The sequence below is a fragment of the Streptomyces sp. NPDC007189 genome (assembly GCF_040703635.1).
Lineage (GTDB): Bacteria > Actinomycetota > Actinomycetes > Streptomycetales > Streptomycetaceae > Streptomyces.
This window is the reverse complement of sequence record NZ_JBEYEY010000014.1, coordinates 57,162-79,011: the sequence shown is the minus strand read 5'-3', so window position 1 is coordinate 79,011 and position 21,850 is coordinate 57,162. Positions and strand designations below refer to the sequence as shown.

General features: G+C 72.7%; 20 protein-coding genes and 1 pseudogene. 9 read left to right on the top strand and 12 right to left on the bottom strand.

The annotated features are described in order from the left end of the window. Positions 1–10: 10 nt before the first annotated feature. The 4 genes from egtA to egtD are packed head-to-tail and all read left to right on the top strand — an operon-like array spanning position 11 to position 4,450. Complete coding sequence (egtA, locus tag AB0950_RS26675) at positions 11–1,345, top strand: ergothioneine biosynthesis glutamate--cysteine ligase EgtA (protein ID WP_360574396.1); 1,335 nt, start codon at positions 11–13, stop codon at positions 1,343–1,345. Next, complete coding sequence (gene egtB, locus AB0950_RS26670) at positions 1,342–2,679, top strand: ergothioneine biosynthesis protein EgtB (RefSeq protein WP_366779561.1); 1,338 nt, start codon at positions 1,342–1,344, stop codon at positions 2,677–2,679. Before egtA ends, egtB begins: the two co-directional genes overlap by 4 nt. Beyond that, positions 2,679–3,494 carry an ergothioneine biosynthesis protein EgtC gene (gene egtC, locus AB0950_RS26665; RefSeq protein ID WP_360159747.1) on the top strand — a complete coding sequence of 272 codons (816 nt, stop codon included), beginning with the start codon at positions 2,679–2,681 and terminating at the stop codon, positions 3,492–3,494. The genes egtB and egtC overlap by 1 nt, the downstream gene beginning before the upstream one ends. After that, a complete protein-coding gene (gene egtD / locus AB0950_RS26660) occupies positions 3,491–4,450 on the top strand; it encodes an L-histidine N(alpha)-methyltransferase (protein WP_360159745.1) in 960 nt (319 codons plus the stop codon). The genes egtC and egtD overlap by 4 nt, the downstream gene beginning before the upstream one ends. Position 4,451: 1 nt before the next feature. Here egtD and AB0950_RS26655 read toward each other — a convergent pair whose 3' ends face one another. Next, positions 4,452–5,705, bottom strand: a complete 1,254-nt coding sequence (locus AB0950_RS26655; protein WP_360159743.1) for an extracellular solute-binding protein — start codon at positions 5,703–5,705, stop codon at positions 4,452–4,454. A 198-nt stretch (positions 5,706–5,903) separates the two neighbouring features. Here AB0950_RS26655 and AB0950_RS26650 point away from each other — a divergent pair, with 198 nt between their 5' ends. Beyond that, complete coding sequence (locus AB0950_RS26650) at positions 5,904–6,119, top strand: dodecin (protein ID WP_360159741.1); 216 nt, start codon at positions 5,904–5,906, stop codon at positions 6,117–6,119. A 9-nt stretch (positions 6,120–6,128) separates the two neighbouring features. On the opposite strand, the gene AB0950_RS26645 is transcribed toward AB0950_RS26650, so the two are convergent. After that, complete coding sequence (locus tag AB0950_RS26645; protein ID WP_360159739.1) at positions 6,129–6,620, bottom strand: hypothetical protein; 492 nt, start codon at positions 6,618–6,620, stop codon at positions 6,129–6,131. Between the two features lie 68 nt (positions 6,621–6,688). Between AB0950_RS26645 and AB0950_RS26640 the strand changes: the two are divergent. From AB0950_RS26640 to AB0950_RS26630, 3 genes and pseudogenes are all read left to right on the top strand, one after another. Continuing rightward, positions 6,689–7,695: pseudogene (locus AB0950_RS26640) on the top strand (LLM class flavin-dependent oxidoreductase). A 76-nt stretch (positions 7,696–7,771) separates the two neighbouring features. Then, the gene (locus AB0950_RS26635) at positions 7,772–7,966 is read left to right on the top strand and encodes an antitoxin (RefSeq protein WP_360159735.1); all 195 of its coding nucleotides are present in this window, start codon (positions 7,772–7,774) and stop codon (positions 7,964–7,966) included. A gap of 29 nt (positions 7,967–7,995) precedes the next feature. Continuing rightward, a complete protein-coding gene (locus tag AB0950_RS26630; RefSeq protein ID WP_360159733.1) occupies positions 7,996–10,326 on the top strand; it encodes an excinuclease ABC subunit UvrA in 2,331 nt (776 codons plus the stop codon). Positions 10,327–10,364: 38 nt separating this feature from the next. On the opposite strand, the gene AB0950_RS26625 is transcribed toward AB0950_RS26630, so the two are convergent. The 7 genes from AB0950_RS26625 to AB0950_RS26595 form a co-directional block, all read right to left on the bottom strand. After that, positions 10,365–10,895, bottom strand: a complete 531-nt coding sequence (locus AB0950_RS26625) for a hypothetical protein (RefSeq protein WP_366779560.1) — start codon at positions 10,893–10,895, stop codon at positions 10,365–10,367. Between the two features lie 27 nt (positions 10,896–10,922). Then, a complete protein-coding gene (locus tag AB0950_RS26620; RefSeq protein ID WP_360159729.1) occupies positions 10,923–11,483 on the bottom strand; it encodes a hypothetical protein in 561 nt (186 codons plus the stop codon). Between the two features lie 83 nt (positions 11,484–11,566). Then, positions 11,567–12,376, bottom strand: a complete 810-nt coding sequence (locus AB0950_RS26615; protein WP_360159727.1) for a lysophospholipid acyltransferase family protein — start codon at positions 12,374–12,376, stop codon at positions 11,567–11,569. Next, entirely contained in the window at positions 12,376–13,146 is a 771-nt protein-coding gene (locus AB0950_RS26610) for a GNAT family N-acyltransferase (protein ID WP_366779559.1), read from the bottom strand. Before AB0950_RS26610 ends, AB0950_RS26615 begins: the two co-directional genes overlap by 1 nt. A 234-nt stretch (positions 13,147–13,380) precedes the next feature. Next, positions 13,381–14,130, bottom strand: coding sequence for a succinate dehydrogenase/fumarate reductase iron-sulfur subunit (locus AB0950_RS26605; protein ID WP_360159723.1), 750 nt, complete (start codon positions 14,128–14,130; stop codon positions 13,381–13,383). Beyond that, on the bottom strand, positions 14,127–16,076 hold the full coding sequence (locus AB0950_RS26600) for a fumarate reductase/succinate dehydrogenase flavoprotein subunit (protein WP_366779558.1): 1,950 nt from the start codon (positions 16,074–16,076) through the stop codon (positions 14,127–14,129). Before AB0950_RS26600 ends, AB0950_RS26605 begins: the two co-directional genes overlap by 4 nt. A gap of 1 nt (position 16,077) precedes the next feature. Continuing rightward, on the bottom strand, positions 16,078–16,749 hold the full coding sequence (locus AB0950_RS26595; RefSeq protein WP_360574569.1) for a succinate dehydrogenase: 672 nt from the start codon (positions 16,747–16,749) through the stop codon (positions 16,078–16,080). Positions 16,750–16,869: 120 nt separating this feature from the next. Here AB0950_RS26595 and AB0950_RS26590 point away from each other — a divergent pair, with 120 nt between their 5' ends. Then, complete coding sequence (locus tag AB0950_RS26590) at positions 16,870–17,754, top strand: LysR substrate-binding domain-containing protein (RefSeq protein ID WP_360159719.1); 885 nt, start codon at positions 16,870–16,872, stop codon at positions 17,752–17,754. 11 nt (positions 17,755–17,765) lie between these two features. On the opposite strand, the gene AB0950_RS26585 is transcribed toward AB0950_RS26590, so the two are convergent. The 3 genes from AB0950_RS26585 to AB0950_RS26575 all read right to left on the bottom strand — a co-directional run bounded on the left by AB0950_RS26585 (position 17,766) and on the right by AB0950_RS26575 (position 21,781). Next, the gene (locus AB0950_RS26585; RefSeq protein ID WP_360159717.1) at positions 17,766–18,656 is read right to left on the bottom strand and encodes an NAD(P)H-binding protein; all 891 of its coding nucleotides are present in this window, start codon (positions 18,654–18,656) and stop codon (positions 17,766–17,768) included. Positions 18,657–18,827: 171 nt separating this feature from the next. Further along, the gene (locus AB0950_RS26580; RefSeq protein WP_366779557.1) at positions 18,828–20,972 is read right to left on the bottom strand and encodes an EAL domain-containing protein; all 2,145 of its coding nucleotides are present in this window, start codon (positions 20,970–20,972) and stop codon (positions 18,828–18,830) included. Next, positions 20,969–21,781, bottom strand: coding sequence for an SAM-dependent methyltransferase (locus AB0950_RS26575; RefSeq protein ID WP_360159713.1), 813 nt, complete (start codon positions 21,779–21,781; stop codon positions 20,969–20,971). Before AB0950_RS26575 ends, AB0950_RS26580 begins: the two co-directional genes overlap by 4 nt. Positions 21,782–21,850: the final 69 nt, after the last annotated feature.

Here is a 21,850-nt window from a genome sequence, read left to right as displayed (position 1 = left end):
GGATCCCTACATGTCCGATTCAGTAAGTGACGGTGGCGACTGTACGAACCACCGCAGCGCCGTCACCGAGGCCGAGGTGGAGGCCCTGGTCAGGGGCATCTGCTTCAAGACGGGACCGCCGCGCGCGCTCGGTGTGGAACTGGAGTGGCTGGTCCACGAGCTGCGGATGCCGCAGCTCCCCGTGACACCCGAACGACTCGCAGCGGCGTACGCGGCGCTGCGGGCGGTGCCCCTGCGCTCGCCGCTCACCGTGGAACCCGGTGGCCAGCTGGAGCTCAGCTCGCCGCCCGCCGCCTCCCTGATGGAGTGCGTCACCACCGTCTCCGCCGACCTGGACGCCGTACGCGCCGTCCTCGCGGAGCAGGGGCTCGGTCTGGTCGGCATCGGCCACGACCCCTGGCACACCCCCCGCAGGTTCCTGCGCGAGCCCCGCTACGACGCCATGGAGACCTGCCTGGACCGCACCGGTCCCGCGGGCCGGCACATGATGTGCGCCTCGGCCTCCGTGCAGGTGTGCGTGGACGCCGGCCACGAGGAGCCGGGCCCGCTCGGGCACCGGCGCCGCTGGTGGCTGGCCCATCAGCTGGGGGCGGTGCTGGTGGCCGCGTTCGCCAACTCCCCGCTGCTCGGCCACGAGCCCACGGGCTGGATGTCCACCCGGCAGCTGATGTGGATGGAGATCGGCGCCGGGCGCGCGGGCGCTCCCCCGCTGGACGGCGACCCGCGGGCCGCCTGGGCGCGGCACGTGCTGGACTCGCCGGTGATGTGCGTACGGCACGACAGCGGGCCGTGGGAGGTGCCCGAGGGGCTCACCTTCCGGGAGTGGACCCGCTCCCGCTCGCCCCGGCCGCCCACCCGGGCGGACCTGGAGTACCACCTGACCACCCTGTTCCCACCGGTCCGGCCGCGCGGCCACCTGGAGCTGCGGATGATCGACGCGCAGCCCGGAGACGACGGCTGGATCGTGCCGCTCGCGGTGACGGCGGCGCTGTTCGACGACCCGGCGGCCGCCGAGACGGCGTACCGGAGCGTGAAACGCCTCGCGGAGCGGGCGCTGAACCTGCCCGCCCCGCACAACCCGCTGTGGACCGACGCGGCCCGGCTCGGTCCGGCCGACCCGGAGCTGCGCGAGGCGGCCGCCGTGTGTTTCGCGGCGGCGCTGGACGCCCTGCCCCGGCTCGGCGCCACCGCCGAGGTGATCGGCGCGGTGGCCGCGTACCGGGACCGCTATGTCGCCCGGGGCCGCTGCCCGGCCGACGATCTGCTCGACGGGACGGCCGGCCTGAGGACGCCCGCGAACCGGCCCGGCCGTACCGCCCACGGGAGGAAGGACATCCGCACATGACCGGCCCCGAGACCGACACCGCGACGACCGAGGTGGACAGCGAGACGCTGCGCGAGCGGGTGCTGGCCTCCCTGACCGCCGCCCGTGACCGCACCACGCTGCTGACCACCTGCGTCGAGGAACCCGACCTGACCGCCCAGCACTCGCCGCTGATGTCCCCGCTGGTGTGGGACCTCGCGCACATCGGCAACCAGGAGGAGCTGTGGCTGCTGCGGACGGTCGGCGGCCGTGACCCCATGCGGCCCGAGATAGACGGCCTGTACGACGCCTTCGAGCACCCGCGCGCCGAGCGGCCCTCGCTGCCGCTGCTGCCGCCCGCCGAGGCCCGGCACTACGCCGCCGAGGTGCGCGGCCGGGTCATGGACCTGCTGGCGGGCGCGGACTTCCACGGCACCCGGCTGACCGAGTCCGGATTCGCGTTCGGGATGATCGCCCAGCACGAACAGCAGCACGACGAGACCATGCTGATCACCCATCAGCTCAGGAGGGGCCCGCAGACCCTGACCGCCCCGGACCCGGCACCGGCCCCGCTGTTCACCGGTCCGGCCGAAGTCCTCGTCCCCGGCGGCCCGTTCACCATGGGCACCGCCACCGAGCCGTGGGCCCTGGACAACGAACGCCCGGCACACGTCCGGGAGGTGGCCCCGTTCTGGATCGACACCACCCCGGTGACGAACGCGGCGTACCAGGCGTTCATCGAGGACGGCGGTTACGACACCGAGCGCTGGTGGACGCCGGAGGGCTGGGCGCACATCAAGCAGCACGCGATCACCGCGCCGCTGTTCTGGCGCCGGGACGGCGACCGCTGGCTGCGGCGCCGCTTCGGGATCACGGAGGCGGTCCCGCCCGACGAGCCGGTGCTGCACGTGTGCTGGTACGAGGCCGACGCCTACGCCCGCTGGGCCGGGCGCCGGCTGCCCACCGAGGCGGAGTGGGAGAAGGCCGCCCGGCACGACCCGGCCACCGGCCGCTCCCTGCGCTTCCCGTGGGGCGACGCCGACCCGTCGCCGGAGCACGCCAACCTGGGCCAGCGGCACCTCAGGCCCGCACCCGCCGGCAGCTATCCCGCCGGTGAGTCCCCGCTCGGCGTACGGCAGTTGATCGGGGACGTGTGGGAGTGGACGGCGAGTGACTTCCTGCCGTACCCGGGCTTCCGGGCGTTCCCGTACAAGGAGTACTCGGAGGTGTTCTTCGGTCCCGAGCACAAGGTGCTGCGCGGCGGTTCGTTCGCCGTGGACCCGGTGGCCTGCCGGGGCACGTTCCGCAACTGGGACTACCCGATCCGGCGGCAGATCTTCTCCGGGTTCCGCACCGCCCGCTCGGAGGCCGTCTGATGTGCCGTCACCTGGCCTATGTGGGGCCGCAGGTGCCGCTCGGCCGGATCCTGGCCGAGCCCGAGCACAGCCTGCTGCGCCAGTCGTGGGCGCCCCGGCGGCAGCGCTACGGCACCGTCAACGCCGACGGGTTCGGGGTCGGCTGGTACGCCCCCGGCGACCCGGTGCCGGCCCGCTACCGGCGGGCCGGGCCGATCTGGGCCGACCTGTCCTTCGCCGACCTGGCCCGGGTGGTGCGTTCCGGCGCCGTACTGGCCGCCGTACGGGACGCGACGCTCGCGGGCGCGGACGCCGAGGCCGCCGCGGCGCCCTTCGCCTCGGGCCGGTGGCTGTTCAGCCACAACGGCGCCCTCGCGGGCTGGCCGGACTCGGTGGCCCCGCTCGTGTCCCTGCTGCCCCCGGTCGACCTGCTGTCGCTGCAGGCCCGCACCGACTCGGCGTTCGTCTGGGCGCTGGTCCTGCACCGGCTGCGCTGCGGTGACGAACCCGGGCAGGCGCTCGGCGAAACGGTTCGCCGGCTGGCCGACGTCACCCCCGCCTCGCGCCTCAACCTGCTGCTGACGGACGGCGCGACGATCACCGCCACCGCCTGGGGCGACACCCTCTGGTACCGCACGGAGCCCGGCCGCGGCACGGTGGTCGCCTCCGAGCCATACGACGACGACCCGCTCTGGCAGGAGGTCCCCGACCGCACCGTGCTCACCGCGAGCCGCGCCGGCGTGCTGCTCGCACCGCTGGAGGATCCGGCGTCCTCCCCCACGCTCGACTCCGCCCGAGCGGGGGCGCCCCCATCACCGAAGGAGCCCTGTTCGTGAGCCCCTTGCACGTCACCCGCACACTCCCCGAGGACGCGACGGACGCCGCGCTGCGCGCCGACGTCCTCGCCGGCCTCACCGACCAGCCCAAGTGGCTGCCGCCCAAGTGGTTCTACGACGCCCGCGGCAGCGAACTGTTCGAGCAGATCACCGAACTGCCCGAGTACTACCCCACCCGCGCCGAGCGGGAGATCCTCGCCGGCCGGTCCGGCGAGATCGCCGCGGCGAGCGGCGCCCGCACGCTGATCGAACTCGGCTCGGGCTCCTCGGAGAAGACCCGCTTCCTCCTCGACGCGCTCGCCCCCGCGGCCTACGTCCCGGTCGACGTCAGCGAGAGCGCGCTGGTCCAGGCCGGGCAGGCGCTCGTCGAGGACCACCCGGACCTCGACGTGCACGCGCTGATCGCCGACTTCACCGCCCCGCTGACCCTGCCCGCCACGCCGGGACCCCGGCTGCTGGCCTTCCTCGGCGGCACGATCGGCAACCTGCTGCCCGCCGAACGCGCCGGGTTCCTCGCCTCCGTACGCTCGCTGCTCGCGCCGGGCGACGGGCTGCTGCTCGGCACGGACCTGGTCAAGGACGAGCGGGTGCTGGTCAGGGCGTACGACGACGCGGCCGGGGTGACGGCCGCGTTCAACAAGAACGTGCTGGCCGTCGTCGACCGGGAGCTGGGCGCCGACTTCGATCCGGACGCCTTCGACCATGTGGCCCTCTGGGACGCCGAGCGCGAGTGGATCGAGATGCGGCTGCGCTCCCGTACCGCGCAGACCGTGAAGGTGCCCGCGCTGGACCTGGCCGTGGACTTCGCGGCCGGTGAGGAGCTGCGCACCGAGGTGTCGGCGAAGTTCCGCAAGGAGGGCGTGTCCGCGGAACTGGCCGCCGCCGGGCTCGAGTTGACCCACTGGTGGACGGACGCGCAGGGGCGCTTCGCGCTGTCGCTGAGCGTGGTGCGGTGACTCAGACGTCCGGTGCCAGGTCCCGGGTGATCTCCGCCGAGGCCCGGCGGGCCTCGGTGGCGGGGTCCGCCCCGCTCAGTACCCGGGTCATGTACTCCTTGATCGGGTTGTCGGCCTCGACGTCCGCCCACTGAGGGGTGCTGGGGGTCGCCCGGCCGTGGGCCGCGCCCGCGGCCATGGCGGCGACCCCCGGCTCGCCCGCGACCGCGCCCGCCAGCGTCGTCTTGTTGGGCACGCAGTTCATGGTGCGGGCGAGTTCGGTGTCCCACTTGGCGCCGACGAGGGCTCCGACGACGGCGGTCGCGGCGAACTGGTCCTTGGTGGCGGCCGGGACGACGAGGTCGGAGCCGCCGGTGAACACGGTGCCGGGCCGTGCGGCGGTCTTCCCCGGCACCGGGAAGAAGCCGAGCCTGCCCTTCAGGTCCGGGTTCTGCCGCACGATCGTCTGGGCGAGCCCGGGTACGGCTATGATCTGGGCCACCTTGCCGGCCGCGAACACCCCGGCCTGGGGCGGGTGTTCCTCGTCGGCACCGACCGGGCCCCGGCCCAGCGCCTGCAGCCGCCGGTAGAAGTCCATGCCGCGCAGCGCGGCCGGGCTGTCGAGGGCGCCCTGCCACCGGTAGTCCTTCCGCAGCGCGAGGTCGCCGCCCTCGTCCCAGATGAACCCCGAGAGCGTGTACCAGTCCTGGCCGGCGAGGTAGATGCCCTGGTCGCCGCCGGAGTCGAGCTTCTGGGTGTCGGCGAGCCATTCCTCGCGGGTCCGCGGCGGGCGGGCGATGCCGGCCCGGGCGAACAGGTCCGTGCGGTAGATGACGACGCGGTTGGCCGCGTACCAGGGGATGCCGTACTGTCCGTCGGCGTCCCTGCCGGGGTCGGCGAGGGCGGGCAGCCACTGGTCCTTGCCCCAGTCGCGCATCGACTCCAGGGTGAGGTCGGCGAGTCCGTGGCCGTCGGCGTACAGCGGCACCTGGGTGTTGCCGACCTCGATGACGTCGGGTCCGTGGCCGGAGCGGCCCTTGAGCACCGCGCGGACCTTGTCGACGATGCCGGTCCACTGCTGGATGCGGATGTCCAGGCGCAGGTCCTTGTGGGTGCGTTCGAAGTCGGCCGTGAAGCGCCGAAGGAAGTCCGCGGAGGCGCTGTCCTTCATGAGCCACACGGTCACGGTCTTGCGCTCGTGCCCGCCGGGGAGCATCCCGCAGGCGCTCAGGAGGGAACAGGCGACACACACCAGGGCGATCAGACGACGTCTCACGAGGGGTCCGTCCTTGTTCTGTCTGGCAGGCGAGTGCGGACAGGCGTGGGGGCCCGACGTGGGGGGACGAGCGGCGCCGCTCGTACGGGTGTGCTGGATTTTGGTATGGACCAATGCGAGGGGTCAAGGGGGACACCGTGCGGGCGGAGCGGGGATGGGGCACGGTGGAGTACGGCGTGACACGAGAGGAGCACCCTCATGACGAACCACACCTACCGGGTCACCGAGATCGTCGGCACGTCGCACGAGGGCATCGACCAGGCCATCCGCAACGGCATCGCGCGCGCCGACCAGACCCTGCGCAACCTCGACTGGTTCCAGGTGACGGAGGTCCGCGGGCAGATCGAGAACGGACGGATCGAGCACTACCAGGTGGGACTGAAGGTGGGCTTCCGCATCGAGGACCAGACCTGACCTGGCCGCTCAGGTGCGGCCCTCCCGCTCCTGGGCGTCCTGAAGCGCCTCGGACTTCGCCGCCCAGCGGGCCCGTACGACGGTGAACCCGGCGCGCTCGGCGTCGTCGCAGACCAGTTCGTCGTCGTCCACCAGGACGCGGACCTCGCGGCTCCGGGCCAGCCGGCGCAGGATCTCCAGCTTGGTGAACCGGGCGGGCCTGCGGTCGGCGTCGCCGCGCATGTGCACCGGCCCCTCGGGCAGCCCGTGAGCCGCGAGCCAGTCCAGCGTGTCGCGCCGGCACCGTTCGGGGCGGCCGGTGAGATACACCACCTCGCACTCCCGGGCGCTGTCCACGGCCAGCGCGACGCCCTCGGCGAGGGGCGGGTCGGCGGGCGCCGCCGCGAAGAAGGCGGCCCAGTTCTTCGGCCGCGTCTCCAGGAAGTGCTGCCGGTGCGCGGTGTCGGCCAGGGTGTTGTCGAGGTCGAACACGGCGAGCGGACGCTGGCTGCTGTCGGTCACGGGCCCACCCTAGCCAGGCACGGCACACACCCGGGGAATCCCCGGCCCGCCGGGGCGTTGAACCCTGTGTGAGCAGCACACTGATCGCCCGGACCCGGTTCTCCGTCCTCGACCGCTCCCGCACCCGCGAGGGGCGTCCGCCCGGCGAGGCCCTGCGGGACACCGTCGCGCTGGCGCGGGAGGCGGAGGCGCTCGGCTACCACCGGTTCTGGGTCTCGGAGCACCACGGGGTGCCCGGTGTCGCCGGTTCCGCGCCGACCGTGCTGGCCGCCGCCGTCGCCTCGGCCACCCGGACGATCCGGGTCGGCACCGGCGGGGTCATGCTGCCCAACCACCAACCGCTCGTCGTCGCCGAGCAGTTCGGCGTCCTGGAGTCGCTGTTCCCCGGCCGGATCGACATGGGGCTCGGGCGGTCCGTCGGCTTCACCGACGGGGTGCGCAAGGCCCTCGGCCGGGACAAGGAGGCCGCCGGGGACTTCGCGACGCAGCTGGGCGAGCTGCTGGCCTGGTTCGAGGGCGGCTCGCCGGCCGGGGTGCACGCCCGCCCCTCCGAAGGTCTGCGGGTGCCGCCGTTCGTGCTGGCCATGGGCGAGGGCGCGCGGATCGCGGCGCGCGCCGGGCTGCCGATGGTGATCGGCGATCTGCGCGCCCGCGAGCGGATGCTGCGCGGCATCGACCAGTACCGCTCGCTGTTCCGCCCCTCCCCGTGGGCGTCCGAGCCGTACGTCGTGGTCTCCGGCACGGTCGCGGTCGCCGGCACCGAGGAGGAGGCGCGGCGGCTGCTGGTCCCGGAGGCCTGGTCGATGGCGTACTCCCGCACCCACGGCGCCTTCCCGCCCCTCGCGCCGGCCGAGGAGACCGAGCCCGAGCGATGACCGCGAAGGAGCGCGACCACTACGCCTCGGGACTCGCCGGGCACATCGCGGGCACCGGGGAGCAGGTGGCGCACGAGCTGGAGACGGTGCTGAAGGAGACCGGCGCCGACGAGGTCCTCGTCACCACCAGCTCCTACGACCGTACGGCCCTGCTGGACTCCTTCCGGCGGCTCGCCGCGCTCTTCACGCCCGGCCGCTGACGAGGTCCCGAGATGCGAACCCGGCCGCGCACGGGGAACCTGGGAGGGGAAGCCTCAAGCGACGAGGAGGGCTGCCATGTCCTTCATGGACAAGATCAAGGGCATGCTCAAGGGCCATGAGGGCATGGCCGACAAGGGCATCGACAAGGGCGGCGACTACGTCGACCAGCGCACCGGGAACAAGTACCAGTCGCAGGTCGACACCGCGCAGGACCGGATGAGGGACGAGTTCGGCACCCGGCCGAACCGGGACAACCCGCCGCAGTCCTAGTGCACGGGGGCGGATAGAGTCTCCCCCCTATGCACAGCCCGCACGATCCCTGCGTCCGTGTCCGCGGCGCCCGCGAGCACAACCTCAAGGGCGTCGACGTGGACATCCCACGGGACGCACTGGCCGTGTTCACCGGTGTGTCCGGCTCGGGGAAGTCGTCCCTGGCGTTCGGCACGATCTACGCCGAGGCGCAGCGGCGGTACTTCGAGTCGGTCGCGCCCTACGCGCGCAGGCTGATCCACCAGGTCGGGGCGCCCAAGGTCGGCGAGATCACCGGGCTGCCGCCCGCGGTATCGCTGCAGCAGCGGCGCGCGGCCCCCACCTCGCGCTCCTCGGTGGGCACGGTCACCAATCTCTCCAACTCCCTGCGCATGCTGTTCTCCCGCGCCGGGGAGTATCCGCCGGGCGCCGAGCGGCTCGACTCGGACGCGTTCTCGCCGAACACCGCGGCCGGCGCCTGCCCGGAGTGCCACGGCCTGGGTCAGGTGCACGACACCACCGAGGAGTCGCTGGTCCCGGACCCCTCGCTGTCCATCCGCGAGGGCGCCATCGCCGCCTGGCCCGGCGCCTGGCAGGGCAAGAACCTGCGCGACATCCTCGACGCGCTCGGTTACGACGTGGACCGGCCCTGGCGCGAGCTGCCCGCCGATCAGCGGGAGTGGATCCTGTTCACGGACGAGCAGCCGGTCGTCACCGTGCACCCCGTCCGCGACGCCGGCCGGATCCAGCGGCCGTACCAGGGCACGTACATGAGCGCGCGACGGTATGTGCTGAAGACGTTCGCGGACACCAAGTCGGCGTCCCTGCGGGCGAAGGCGGAGCGATTTCTGACCAGCGCGCCCTGCCGCGTGTGCGGGGGCAGCCGGCTGCGGCCGGAGGCGCTGGCGGTGACCTTCGGCGGCCGGACCATCGCCGAACTGGCCGCGCTGCCGCTGACCGACCTGGCCGGCCTGCTGCACGGCCGGGAGGAGACCGCGCGGGTCCTCACCGAGGACCTGAGGTCCCGCATCGCGCCGGTGGTCGAGCTGGGCCTCGGCTATCTCAGCCTCGACCGCTCCACCCCCACCCTGTCGGCGGGCGAGCTGCAACGGCTGCGGCTCGCCACGCAGTTGCGGTCCGGGCTGTTCGGTGTGGTGTACGTGCTGGACGAGCCGTCCGCCGGACTGCACCCGGCGGACACCGAGGCGCTGCTGACCGTGCTGGACCGGCTGAAGTCCGCGGGCAACTCGGTGTTCGTGGTGGAGCACCATCTGGACGTGGTGCGCGGCGCCGACTGGCTGGTGGACGTGGGCCCGGGCGCGGGAGAGCACGGCGGACGCGTGCTGTACAGCGGGCCGCCGGCCGAGCTGGCGTCGGTGGAGGAGTCGGCGACCGCCGTGTACCTCTTCGACGAGTCACCCGGGCCGGCGCGTGAAGTGCGTGCGCCGCGGGGCTGGTTGAAGGTCGGCCCGGTGACCCGGCACAACCTGCGCGCGGTGACCGCCGAGTTCCCGCTCGGCGCCTTCACCGCCGTGACCGGGGTCTCCGGTTCAGGAAAGTCCACGCTGATCGGCGAGTTGGCGCAGGAACCGGCGGGCGTGGACCGGCTGGTCCGGGTCGACCAGCGGCCGATCGGCCGCACCCCGCGCTCCAACCTGGCCACCTACACCGGCCTGTTCGACGTGGTGCGCAAGGTGTTCGCCGGCACCGAGGAGGCCCGGGCGCGCGGCTTCGGCGTCGGGCGGTTCTCCTTCAATGTCGCCGGGGGGCGCTGCGAGACCTGCCAGGGCGAGGGGTTCGTCAGCGTGGAGCTGCTCTTCCTGCCCAGCACGTACGCGCCCTGCCCGGACTGCGGCGGCGCCCGCTACAACCCCGGGACGCTCCAGGTGACGTACCGGGGCCGGAGCATCGCCGAGGTGCTGGACCTGACGGTGGAGGCCGCGGCGGAGTTCTTCGGCGACATCCCGGCCGCCGCCCGCAGCCTCGGCACCCTGCTCGACGTGGGACTCGGCTATCTGCGGCTCGGTCAGCCGGCGACCGAGCTGTCCGGCGGCGAGGCACAGCGGATCAAGCTGGCGGGCGAGTTGCAGCGCGGCCGGCGCGGCCACACCCTCTACCTGCTGGACGAGCCCACCACCGGGCTGCACCCGGCCGACGTCGAGGTGCTGATGGACCGGCTGCACGGGCTGGTCGACGCCGGGCACACGGTGGTGGTGGTCGAGCACGACATGACGGTGGTGGCCGGCGCGGACTGGGTGATCGACCTGGGCCCCGGCGGGGGCGACCGGGGCGGACGGATCGTGGCGGCCGGGCCGCCGGAGCGGGTCGCCTCGGCGTCGGGCAGTGCGACGGCACCCTACCTCGCGCGGGTCATGCCCTGAGCGTGGCAGGGTGCCGTGGGCACGGGGCGGACGGCGTCTCAGGTGCTGAGCAGGCGGTTGAAGAAGGAACGGTAGCGTCGCAGCGCTCCGCGGAGTTCCTCCGTGTCCACCTTCTCGCCCTCGCCCCACTGGCCTTCCAGGTCCTTCTTGTGCTGGGCGAAGGTGGAGGCCAGGGTCTGCATGACGTCCGCGACCAGGGCGTCGGCGTCGTGCACGGCCTCACGGGGGTCGTCCACGAACCTGTTCTGGATCGTCTGCCAGCGGTCGCGGAAGGACCGCTCGTCGTCGTCCGTCAGCAGCTGCGGCATCTCGTCGTCCGCGGCCCCCGTGGCAGCCGGCGCCTCCGAGGTGGCGGAAGCCCCGGCTTCGGCACCGGCTCCGCCGGTGGCGGACGCGCCGCTCTCGCTCGGCGCCTCGGTGCTCGGCGCCTCGGTGCTCTCGCCGGGATAGACGGGGGCTCCCGAGGAGGTGTCCTCCGGCTCGGTGCCCGCGCCGGTATCGGTCGGCTGGGCGAGGTCCTCGGTTGACAGACCGCCGGTGGGGCGGTCCGCGTCCTCGTTTCTGCGCATGGCGTTCCTCTGCGGGTGGTATCGCGGTCAGGTCCGGGCGGGTCGCGCCCGGCCGCCGCCGTCGGAGAGCAACTCGTCGAACAGGGCGCGGTAGTGCACCATGGCGCCCCGCAACTGCTCGGTCGTCGCCTGCTTGCGGGTGGAGAGGGTCTCCACCTCGTGCGCGGCCCGGTAGTGCTCCAGCGTGGCACCGTGCTCCACCGAGAGGTCCTTCATCTGCTGCTCGAACCCCTCGGTCGGATACCCGCGCTCGTGCATCAGGGAGGTCACGAGCCGGTCCGCGTCGTGCACCGCGTCCTCCGGCCGGTCGACGAACTCCTCCTGGACGCCGCTCCACTCCCTCGTGTAGCGGTCCCGCGACACGGAGGGCAGCGGTTTGATCTCCAGTGAATCGTGTCGCCTCTCGCGTTCCCGGAGCTCACGCTCGGCGGCGAGCCGGCTGTCGGATCCCTCGACCGTCCGTTCGTACTCCGGGCCGAAGCGCTCACGGAGCCGACGGCGTCGCATCAGCAGTGAGACCGCCACAGCGGCCAGAGCGATCACCACCACGATCGGGATGATGATCGCCAGAAGCGTTCCCGTGGACATGGGTGCACGCTCCTCAGGGAGTAGTGATGTGCACCCTCCAACTTCCCCCTCGGGCCAGATCTACACATTCCGGTCATTTCGCCTCACGTGGTGACGAGGGCCTCATGAGTCCAGGCCGGCTCCGGAGCGGCCGGCTGGGCCGCGCGGGCGAGGCTCCGGCGGTCGGGGTGGGTGCCCGGCCGGATGAGCGGCCGTACCTCCACCTCCGCGACCAGGCCCCGGGTGCGGGCCACCCGCCACAGGGAGGCGAGCAGGGTGTCCTCGCCGACGAACGCCGCCGCCGTGCCCGGTCCGCCGCCCGCCTGCCGGTAGCGCAGGCGGACCGGCTGCACGGGCACGCCCGCGTCCAGCGCGGCCTGGAAGACGGCCCGGCGGAAGCGGCCGTGGGCGCGCCCGCACCAGGTGCTGCCCTCGGGGAACGCGGCCACGGCCGCGCCCTCGCGCAGCGCCCCGGCGATCCGGGCGACCGTCTCGGGCAGGGCCCGGATCCGGTCGCGCTCGATGAACAGGGCGCCGCCCCGGGCGGCCAGCGCGCCCGCCACCGGCCACCGCCGGATCTCGCTCTTGGCGAGCATCCGGGCGGGGCGTACGGCGGTCAGCAGCGGGATGTCCAGCCAGGAGACGTGGTTGGCGACCAGGAGCAGTCCGCCATCCGGTGCGGCGGCGCCGGTGACGCGGAGGCGGACCCCGACGGCCCGCACGATCGCGCGGCACCACCGCCTGACCCACGCGGCGGGGATCCTCCCGCCGAGCGGGGACAGCGCGATCCCGGCCAGGACCAGGACCGCGAGGGCCGTCAGCCGCAGCACGGCACGGGGTACGGCCGCCGCGGCCGGGACCGGCTCCACACAGCCGCCCGGGGTGCAGGGCGCGCTGGGCAGCCAGACGCTCATCAGGCCGGCACGAGGGAGAGGAAGTGCCGCAGATAGCGCGGGTTGACCCGGCGCATCGACAGCAGCACGTACAGATCGGCGACCCCGAAATCGGGGTCGTGCGCGGGCTCGCCGCACACCCACGCGCCGAGCCGCAGGTAGCCGCGCAGCAGGGCGGGCAGCTCGCCGCGGCCCGAGGGGACCTCGGCGTTCGGGATCCAGGGCAGCAGCGGCCGTACCCGGAACTCCTCGGGGGCCAGGTGCTTGTGCCGTACCCGTTCCCAGGTGGCCGTCGCGAGGGCGCCGCCGTCGGCGAGCGGCACCGAGCAGCAGCCCGCGAGCCACTCGTGCCCGCGGTCGGCCATGTAGCGGGCTATGCCGGCCCAGATCAGGCTGATGACGGCGCCGTCGCGGTGGTCGGGGTGGACGCAGGAGCGGCCGACCTCGACCAGTTGGGGCCGGATCGCGTCCAGCGCCCCCAGCTCGAACTCGCCCTCCGAGTAGAGCCGGCCGGCGACGGCGGCCCGCTCCGGCGGCAGCAGCCGGTAGGTGCCGACGACCTGTCCGGTGCCGGTGTCGCGCACGAGCAGGTGGTCGCAGTAGGCGTCGAAGGCGTCGATGTCGTGTCCCGGCTGCGGCGTGGCCAGCAGGGCACCCATCTCACCGGCGAAGACGTCGTGCCGCAGCCGCTGCGCGGCCCGCACGTCGTCCTCGTCGCGGGCGAGGGTGACGGTGTAGCGGGTCGGTGCCGCGGGCTGCGGGGGGCGGTCGAGGGTGGAAACGCCGGTCATGGCTCTCTCCTGGTCACGGGCCGGTTCGGCGACTGCGGCGGGCGCCGTGTACGGCCCGCCGCTCCTGTTCTTCCGACGCCGGTTGGCGTGCGCGTGACGTGTGCCGGGAGAGCGGATGTGGGGATGCTGAACGCCGGGGGCCCGGCGCTCACCGGGAAACGAGACGGGGCCGGTGAGCACCATCCCCGGCCCCGCCCGTCCGTCTGTGCGACGAACGTCTGCTGTGCGGTGGGGCTACCGCTTGCCCACCTTGCGGGTGGCCCGCAGCCACTCCTTGTTCATGTTCGTGATGGACATCAGCGGGATGCCCTTGGGACACGCGGTGGCGCACTCCCCCGTGAGGGTGCAGCCGCCGAAGCCCTCCGCGTCCATCTGCGCGACCATGTCCAGCACCCGCGTCTCCCGCTCGGGCGCGCCCTGCGGCAGCACGTTGAGGTGGTTGACCTTGGCGGAGGTGAACAGCATCGCCGCGCCGTTGGGGCAGGCGGCCACGCACGCCCCGCAGCCGATGCACTCGGCGTGCTCGAAGGCGTAGTCGGCGTCGGCCTTCGGCACCGGTGTGGCGTGCGCCTCGGGGGCGGACCCGGTGGGCGCGGTGATGTAGCCGCCGGCCTGGATGATCCGGTCGAACGCGGACCGGTCGACGACCAGGTCCTTGATCACCGGGAACGCGGCGGCCCGCCAGGGCTCGATGTCGATCGTGTCGCCGTCCTTGAAGGACCGCATGTGCAGCTGGCAGGTGGTGGTGCGCTCCGGTCCGTGCGCCTCGCCGTTGATCACGAGGGAGCAGGCGCCGCAGATGCCCTCGCGGCAGTCGTGGTCGAAGGCGACCGGTTCGTCGCCGGCGAGGATGAGCTGCTCGTTGAGGACGTCCAGCATCTCCAGGAAGGACATGTCGGACGAGATGCCGTCCACCTCGTACGTGGACATGGCGCCTTCGGCGTCGGCGTTCTTCTGGCGCCAGACGCGCAGGGTGAGCTTCATGCGTAGCTCCGCTGGGTGGGGTGGACGTACTCGAAGACCAGGTCTTCCTTGTGCAGGACGGGGGCCTCGCCGGTGCCGGTGAACTCCCAGGCCGCGGCGTAGGCGAACTCGTCGTCCCTGCGGGCGGCCTCGCCGTCCGGGGTCTGGGACTCCTCGCGGAAGTGGCCGCCGCAGGACTCGGTGCGGTGCAGCGCGTCCAGGCACATCAGCTCGGCGAGTTCCAGGTAGTCGACGATCCGGTTGGCCTTCTCCAGCGACTGGTTCAGCTCCTCGCCGGTGCCGGGGACCTTGATGCGGCGCCAGAACTCCTCGCGGATCTGCGGGATGCGCTCCAGGGCCTTGCGCAGCCCGGAGTCGGTGCGGGCCATGCCGCAGAACTCCCACATCAGCTCGCCGAGTTCGCGGTGGAAGGAGTCGGGGGTGCGGTCGCCGTCGACGGACAGCAGCAGGTTGAGCCGGTCCTCGGTCTCGGCCAGCACCTCCTGCACCACCGGGTGTTCGTCGCCGACCGGGTCCTGGTGCGGGTTGCGGGCCAGGTAGTCGTTGATGGTGGCCGGCAGCACGAAGTAGCCGTCGGCGAGGCCCTGCATCAGCGCGGAGGCGCCGAGCCGGTTGGCGCCGTGGTCGGAGAAGTTGGCCTCGCCGATCGCGAACAGGCCCGGGACGGTGGTCTGCAGGTCGTAGTCGACCCACAGGCCGCCCATCGTGTAGTGCACGGCCGGGTAGATCCGCATCGGCACCTCGTACGGATCCTCGTCGGTGATCCGCTGGTACATGTCGAAGAGGTTGCCGTACTTGGCCTCGACCGCCCCCCGGCCCATGCGCTTGATCGCGTCGGCGAAGTCCAGGTAGACGCCCTGGCCGCCGGGGCCGACTCCCCGGCCCTCGTCGCAGACGTTCTTCGCGGCGCGGGAGGCGATGTCGCGCGGCACGAGGTTGCCGAAGGAGGGGTAGATGCGCTCCAGGTAGTAGTCGCGCTCGTCCTCGGGGATCTCGTTCGGCGGGCGGGTGTCGCCCTTCGCCCTGGGCACCCAGATCCGGCCGTCGTTGCGCAGCGACTCGCTCATCAGCGTCAGCTTGGACTGGTGGTCGCCGGTGCGCGGGATGCAGGTCGGGTGGATCTGCGTGAAGCAGGGATTGGCGAAGTACGCGCCGCGCCGGTGCGCCCGCCAGATCGCGGTCGCGTTGGAGTTCATGGCGTTGGTCGACAGGTAGAACACGTTGCCGTAACCGCCGGAGGCGAGGACGACGGCGTCCGCGAAGTACGTGTCGATCTTCCCGGTGATCAGGTCGCGGGCCACGATGCCGCGCGCCCGCCCGTCGACGACGATCAGGTCCAGCATCTCGGTGCGCGGATGCATCTCCACGTTGCCCGCCGCGATCTGCCGGCTGAGCGCCTGGTAGGCGCCGAGCAGAAGCTGCTGGCCCGTCTGGCCGCGGGCGTAGAAGGTGCGGGAGACCTGGACGCCGCCGAAGGAGCGGGTGTCGAGCAGGCCGCCGTACTCGCGGGCGAAGGGCACGCCCTGCGCCACGCACTGGTCGATGATCTCCACCGAGATCTGCGCGAGCCGGTGGACGTTGGACTCGCGGGCGCGGAAGTCGCCGCCCTTGACCGTGTCGTAGAAGAGGCGGTGGATCGAGTCGCCGTCGTTGCGGTAGTTCTTCGCCGCGTTGATGCCGCCTTGCGCGGCGATGGAGTGGGCGCGGCGCGGGGAGTCCTGGTAGCAGAACTGGACGACGTGGTAGCCCTGTTCCGCCAGGGTGGCGCCCGCGGAGCCGCCGGCGAGGCCGGTGCCGACGACGATGACGGTGTGCTTGCGCCGGTTGGCGGGGTTGACCAGCTTGGCCTCGAAGCGGCGCTTGTCCCAGCGCTCGTGGATCGGTCCCGACGGCGCCTTGGTGTCGGTGACCGGCTCGCCCGTCGCGTAGTTCAGGTATTCGGTCATGTCAGCTCACCACTCCGGTCATGACGCCCACGGGTATGGCGATGAAGCCGGCCGTGAGCAGCAGCGCGAGGACGTTCGCGAGGGTCTTCAGGGCGCGGTCGCGGGCGCGGCTGCCGACGCCGAGGGTCTGGGCGGCGCTCCAGAAGCCGTGCCGGATGTGCAGGCCGAGCGCGAGCATCGCGACGATGTAGATGACGTTGCTGTACCAGTGGGAGAAGTCGTCGACGACGTTCTGGTACGGGTGCCCGGCCTGGAAGTGTCCCGGGTGCACGGTGCCGGTGGTCAGGTCCAGCACGTGCCAGACGATGAACAGGCCGAGGATGATCCCGCCCCAGCGCATGGTGCGGGTGGCGTAGCTCGCCCGGGGCCTTGTGTGCACGTACTTGCTGGGCCGGGCCCTGATGTCGCGGCGGCTGAGCTGGTAGGCGGAGGTGGCGTGGGCGGCCACGGCGACGACCAGCACGATCCGGATGAGCCAGAGCGTCCACTCGTAGTGCATGAAGGGTTCGCCGACGGTGCGCAGCCAGTGGGCGTAGTGGTTGAACTCGCCCGCGCCGAAGAAGATCTTCAGGTTGCCGATCACATGGGCGACCAGGTACAGCAGCATGATCACGCCGCTGACGGCCATCACCGTCTTCTTGCCGACGGAGGAGTCCCACATCGTGCGCGCCATGGACGGCCGTCGGTCCGTCCGCGTTGCCAGAGCCATGGAACAGCACGCTAGGGCCGAAGGTACCGATCGGTCCAAGACATGGTCCGGCTCGTTTCCATAGGCGCAGGCTATGCTCGCTGGATGCAGTTCCAGCAGCTCCAGTACTTCGTCGCCGTGGCCGAGACCCGGCACTTCACCCGGGCCGCCGAGGTGGTCCATGTCGCCCAGCCGTCGCTGTCCCAGCAGATCAAGGCGCTGGAGCGGGAACTGGGCGCGGATCTGTTCCTGCGTGCCCGGGGCAACATCACGCTCACCGACGCGGGCGAGGCGCTGCTGCCGCTGGCCCGGCGCATCCTGGCCGACGCGGACACCGCGCGGCAGGAGGTGCAGGAGCTGGTGCAGCTGCGCCGGGGCCGGGTGCGGCTGGGGGCGACGCCGAGCCTGTGCACGGGCCTGCTGCCCGATGTGCTGCGCGCCTTCCACGACCGCTATCCCGGCATCCGGCTGCTGGTGGAGGAGGGCGGCTCGCACGACCTGGTGCGGGAACTGGCCCGGGGTGCGCTGGATTTGGCGCTGATCGTGCTGCCGCTGCCGACCCCGGCGCCCGCGCTGTCGACGGTGGAGCTGCTGCGGGAGGAACTGGTCGTGGTCTCCTCCCCCGAGGCGCCGGCGCCGGGCCGGGGCGAGCGGGCGGTGCGCATCGCCGACCTGGAGGGCGAGCGGCTGGTGATGTTCCGGCACGGCTACGACCTCAGGGAACTCACCGTCGCCGCGTGCCGCTCCGCCGGGTTCGAGCCGGAGTTCGCCGTGGAGGGCGGGGAGATGGACGCGGTGCTGGGGTTCGTGCGGGCGGGGCTGGGGCTGGCCGTCGTCCCCCGGATGGTGGCCACCCGGTCCGGGCAGGGTCTCAGGGTCACCCCGCTCGCCCGGCCGGGGCTGCAGCGGACCATCGCCCTGGCCCACCGCAGCGATGTGGCTCCGCCCCGGGCCGCGCGGGAACTCCAGCGGATGCTGCTGGAGCGCTGAGCGGCCCGCCGTCAGCCGAGGACGGCCGGCCTCAGCACCTCCTCGCACCACTGACGGAACCCGGTGGGCGCCGTGTCGGGGGTGCGCGGGGCGGAGGCGCCGTAGAAGCCCTGGGCGGCGAGGGCGCGCACCATGTCGGTCAGGCCCTGTGCCGCGGCCTCGCCGGCGCCGTGCGCGAGCAGCGCCGCCTTCTGCTCCTCGGCGGTGACCTCCTGGAAGCGGACGGGCCGGTCCAGCACCTCGGAGACGACCTGTGCCATGGTCTCGGGGGTCAGGTCGTCCGGGCCGGCCATCGGCACATCGGCCTGGCCGGTCCAGGAGCCGTCCAGCAGCAGCCGCGCCGCCTGGTCGCCGATGTCCCGGGTGGTGCAGGTGCGCAGCACCCGGTCGCCGCGCGCCGCCATGGCGAGCGTGCCGCTGTCCCGGATCGCGGCGACCTGCCGGAGCAGGTTCTCCATGAGGTACGGCGGGCACAGCGCCCGGTGGTGGACGCCGGTGGCCCGGATCGCCTCGTCCATCGCCAGCGTCGCGGAGATCTGCCCGGCGTTCTCGGCGATCCCGCGGCCGAGGGTGGAGACGCCGACGACCCGTTCGACGCCCTGGGTCGCGATGGCGTCCAGGAGGGGCCGGGTGAAGTCCTCGAAGTGGCCTTCGAGACTGCTCAGGGTGAGCGACGGGGGCACCAGCCAGAACACCCGGTCGACGCCGGCGCAGGCCTTGGCGACGACGTCGGGGTCCGCGTGCGAGCCGGGAACGGCCTCGACGCGGGCGCGCACCGCCGGGGACAGACGCCCGGGATCGCGGACGATCACACGGACCGGGCCGGCCGCGTCCGGCGCGTCGAGGAGGCGGTCGAGCACGCGGCCGCCGATCTGGCCGGTCGGAGTGGTGACGAGGATCATGGACTCTCCACGGGAAACAGGCGGTCTGGGCACGCAGCGATCTGCGTGCCCGAGCCTGCCCGGGGCCGCGGAGGAACTGAAGGACCGGCCGGCTCACGCTTCTTACCCTCAGGGCAATACCGAAGGCGGCGAGAGACGCGAGCGTGACCGGTCCGCGCGGGGAAGTGAGGGTCAGCCCGTCGCGTCCGCCAGGGCCAGGTCGTGGAGCCGCTCCGGTGGGCCCGGTCTCGCGTAGTACCAGCCCTGGGCCGTGTCGCAGCCCAGTATGCGGAGCTGTTCGGCCTGGGCGCCGGTCTCCACGCCCTCGACGGTGACCGCGAGGTCGAGGCTGTGGGCGAGAGACACGATGCCCTCGACGATCTTCAGGTCGACGGGGTCGGCGGGGAACCGCTGCATGCCCTGGGTGAAGGAGCGGTCCAGCTTGAGGACCCGCACCGGCAGGCGGCGCAGGTTGGCCAGGTTGGAGTAGCCCGTGCCGAAGTCGTCCAGGGCGATGTCGACGCCCATCTCGGCGAGCCGGTGCAGCGGTTTGAGCAGGTCGTCGTCGGCGCCGATGAGCGCGGACTCGGTGACCTCCAGGCACAGGGCGTCGGGGGTGACGCCCGCGCGCTCCAGGATGTCGACCGTGTCCTGCACGAGGCCCGGATGGCTGAGCTGGCACGGCGACAGGTTGACGTTGATGCGCAGGGGCCCCGCGGCCTTCTGCGCGCCGTACCGCTCTCGCCAGGCGCGGGCCTGCCGGATGGACTCCTCCAGCACCCAGCGGCCGAGCGGGACGATCAGACCGGTGTGCTCGGCGAGCGGGATGAAGCGGTCGGGGCCGAGGACGCCGTGCTGCGGGTGCAGCCAGCGGACCAGGGCCTCCGCCCCCCGGACACTGCCGTCGCCGAGGTGGACCAGCGGCTGGTACTCGATGAAGAACTCGCCGCGCTCCAGGGCCGTCGGCAGCGCCGTGGTCAGGCCGTGCCGGGTGATCGCGCGGGCGTCTGCCTCGGGGTCGGCGAGTTCGGAGCGGTTGCCGCCCGCCGATTTGGCCCGGTACATGGTGATGTCGGCGCTGCGCAGGACCTCCGCGGCCGTACGCTCGCCCGCCGGGCCCTCGACGATGCCGAGGCTGCCGCGCACCAGCAGGTCGCGGCCGTCGATGCTGACGGGTGTGACGAGGGCGTTCATGATGCGGTCGGCGAGTTCGTCGACCTTGCGCTCGGTGCCCGGCCCGGTGGTCAGCGCCACGAACTCGTCGCCGCCGAGCCGCGCGACCATCTCGCCGGGCGCGGTCGCGCAGGACTGCAGCCGGTCGGCGACCTCCACCAGCAGCCGGTCGCCGGCCGCGTGCCCGAGGCTGTCGTTGATGGTCTTGAAGCCGTCCAGGTCGAGGTAGCACAGGCCGAAGCGCTGGCCGTCGCCCGCGTTCAGCGCCTTCTCCAGCCGCTCGAAGAACAGGGTGCGGTTGGGCAGGCCGGTGAGCGCGTCATGGGTGGCCTCGTAGCGCAGCCGCAGGTTGAGCAGCCGGCGCTCGGTGGTGTCCTCCATGAGCGCGAGCTGGTACTGCGGATCGCCGTCGGCGTCGCGCAGCAGGGAGACCGTCAGGTTGGTCCACAGGACCGTTCCGTCGGGGCGGTTGAAGGCCTTTTCGAGGTGGTAGTGCTCGCGCTCGCCGCGGACGAGTTCGTCGTAGAGCTTCCAGGTCTGCGGCGCGTCCTCGGGGTGCACCCAGTCCTGCACGCGGCGGCCGCGCAGGGTCTGGTCGGAGAGCCCGAACATGCGCAGCAGCGCCTTGTTGACCTGCAGCACGTTGCCGTCGAGGTCGGCGATGCCGATCCCTATGGCCGCGCCCTCGAACACCGCGCGGAAGCGGGCCTCGCTGGCGTGCAGGGCCTGTGCGACCACCCCCTGGGCCCTGAGCGCGGCCTGGGCGATGGACTCCTGCTCGGCGAGCGTGCGCGCGCGCAGCGCCTCGGCGTAACCGGCGGCCATCGCGTGCTGCAACCGCGAGCAGCGCAGGCGCGGTTCGTCCTGGGGGCCGTCGCCCGCGCAGTACAGGACCAGATAGGCGTCGACGCAGTCCAGGGTGCGGGTGAGCGCCTCGGGGTCGGTGCAGTGCGCGGTGACCAGGGCGGCGCCGATCGCCTTGGCGCCGTCCCCGTCGAAGACGCGGGCCCGCAGCAGCTCGCTCAACCGGCGTGCGAGCGGAAGCAGTTGCTCCTCGAACTCCACACGGGTCAGCGACGTCGAGGTCACCGGGTAGACCGCCCGGCTCCAGATCGTCGTGAACCGGCGCAGTCTGTCCTCCGGCCCGTCCGGCTCGGCGCTCACGCCGTACGCCCCACGCCGGCGAATCCGGAGAAGGCGAACGGGTCCTCGTCCTCCGGCGCCGACTCCGGCCGCCAGAGCGGCATCGGCACCAGTCCGGGTTCCACCATGTCGTACCCCTCGAAGAACCGCGCGATCTCCTCGCGCGAGCGCATGATGAGCGGATTGCGAATGCCCCTGTATACGTCCACCGCGCCCTCGGCCCGCTCGGCGGGCAGCGGGATTCCCTCGTACGAGGCATGGGTGAGGATCAGCAGGCTGCCGGGCGCGAGCGCGTCGCGCAGCCCGGCCACCGCACCGTAGGGGTCGTCCGCGTCTTCCACGAAGTGCAGTATGGCAACGAGGAGGAGGGCGACCGGACGGTTCAGGTCGAGCAGCCGCTCCACCTGGGAACTGGCGAGGATCTCCTGCGGCTTGCGCAGGTCCGCGGCGATCACGTCCGCGTCGTCGTTGCCCGCCAGCACCGCCTCGCTGTGCGCCACGGCCACCGGGTCGTGGTCGACGTAGACCACGCGGGCGCCCGGTACGGCCGCCTGGGCCACCTCGTGGACATTGCCGAACGTCGGGATGCCGGAGCCGATGTCGAGGAACTGGGTGATGCCCTCGGCGGCCGCGAACCGCACGGCGCGGCGCATGAACGCCCGGTTGGCCTGCATGGTCTTGGGCAGACCCGGCATGAACTCCATCGCCTTGCGGGCCGCTTCCCGGTCCACCTCGAAGTTGTGCGAACCGCCCAGGTAGAAGTCGTAGATCCGCGAGACGCTCGGCACCGAGATGTCGATGCTCCGGGGGGCCCAGGCGGGGCGCTCCATGTATCTCTCCCAGGGTAGGCGACAGGGGCAGGCGATCCGGTGTTCGAGCTGAGGCTACTGATCGCCCGC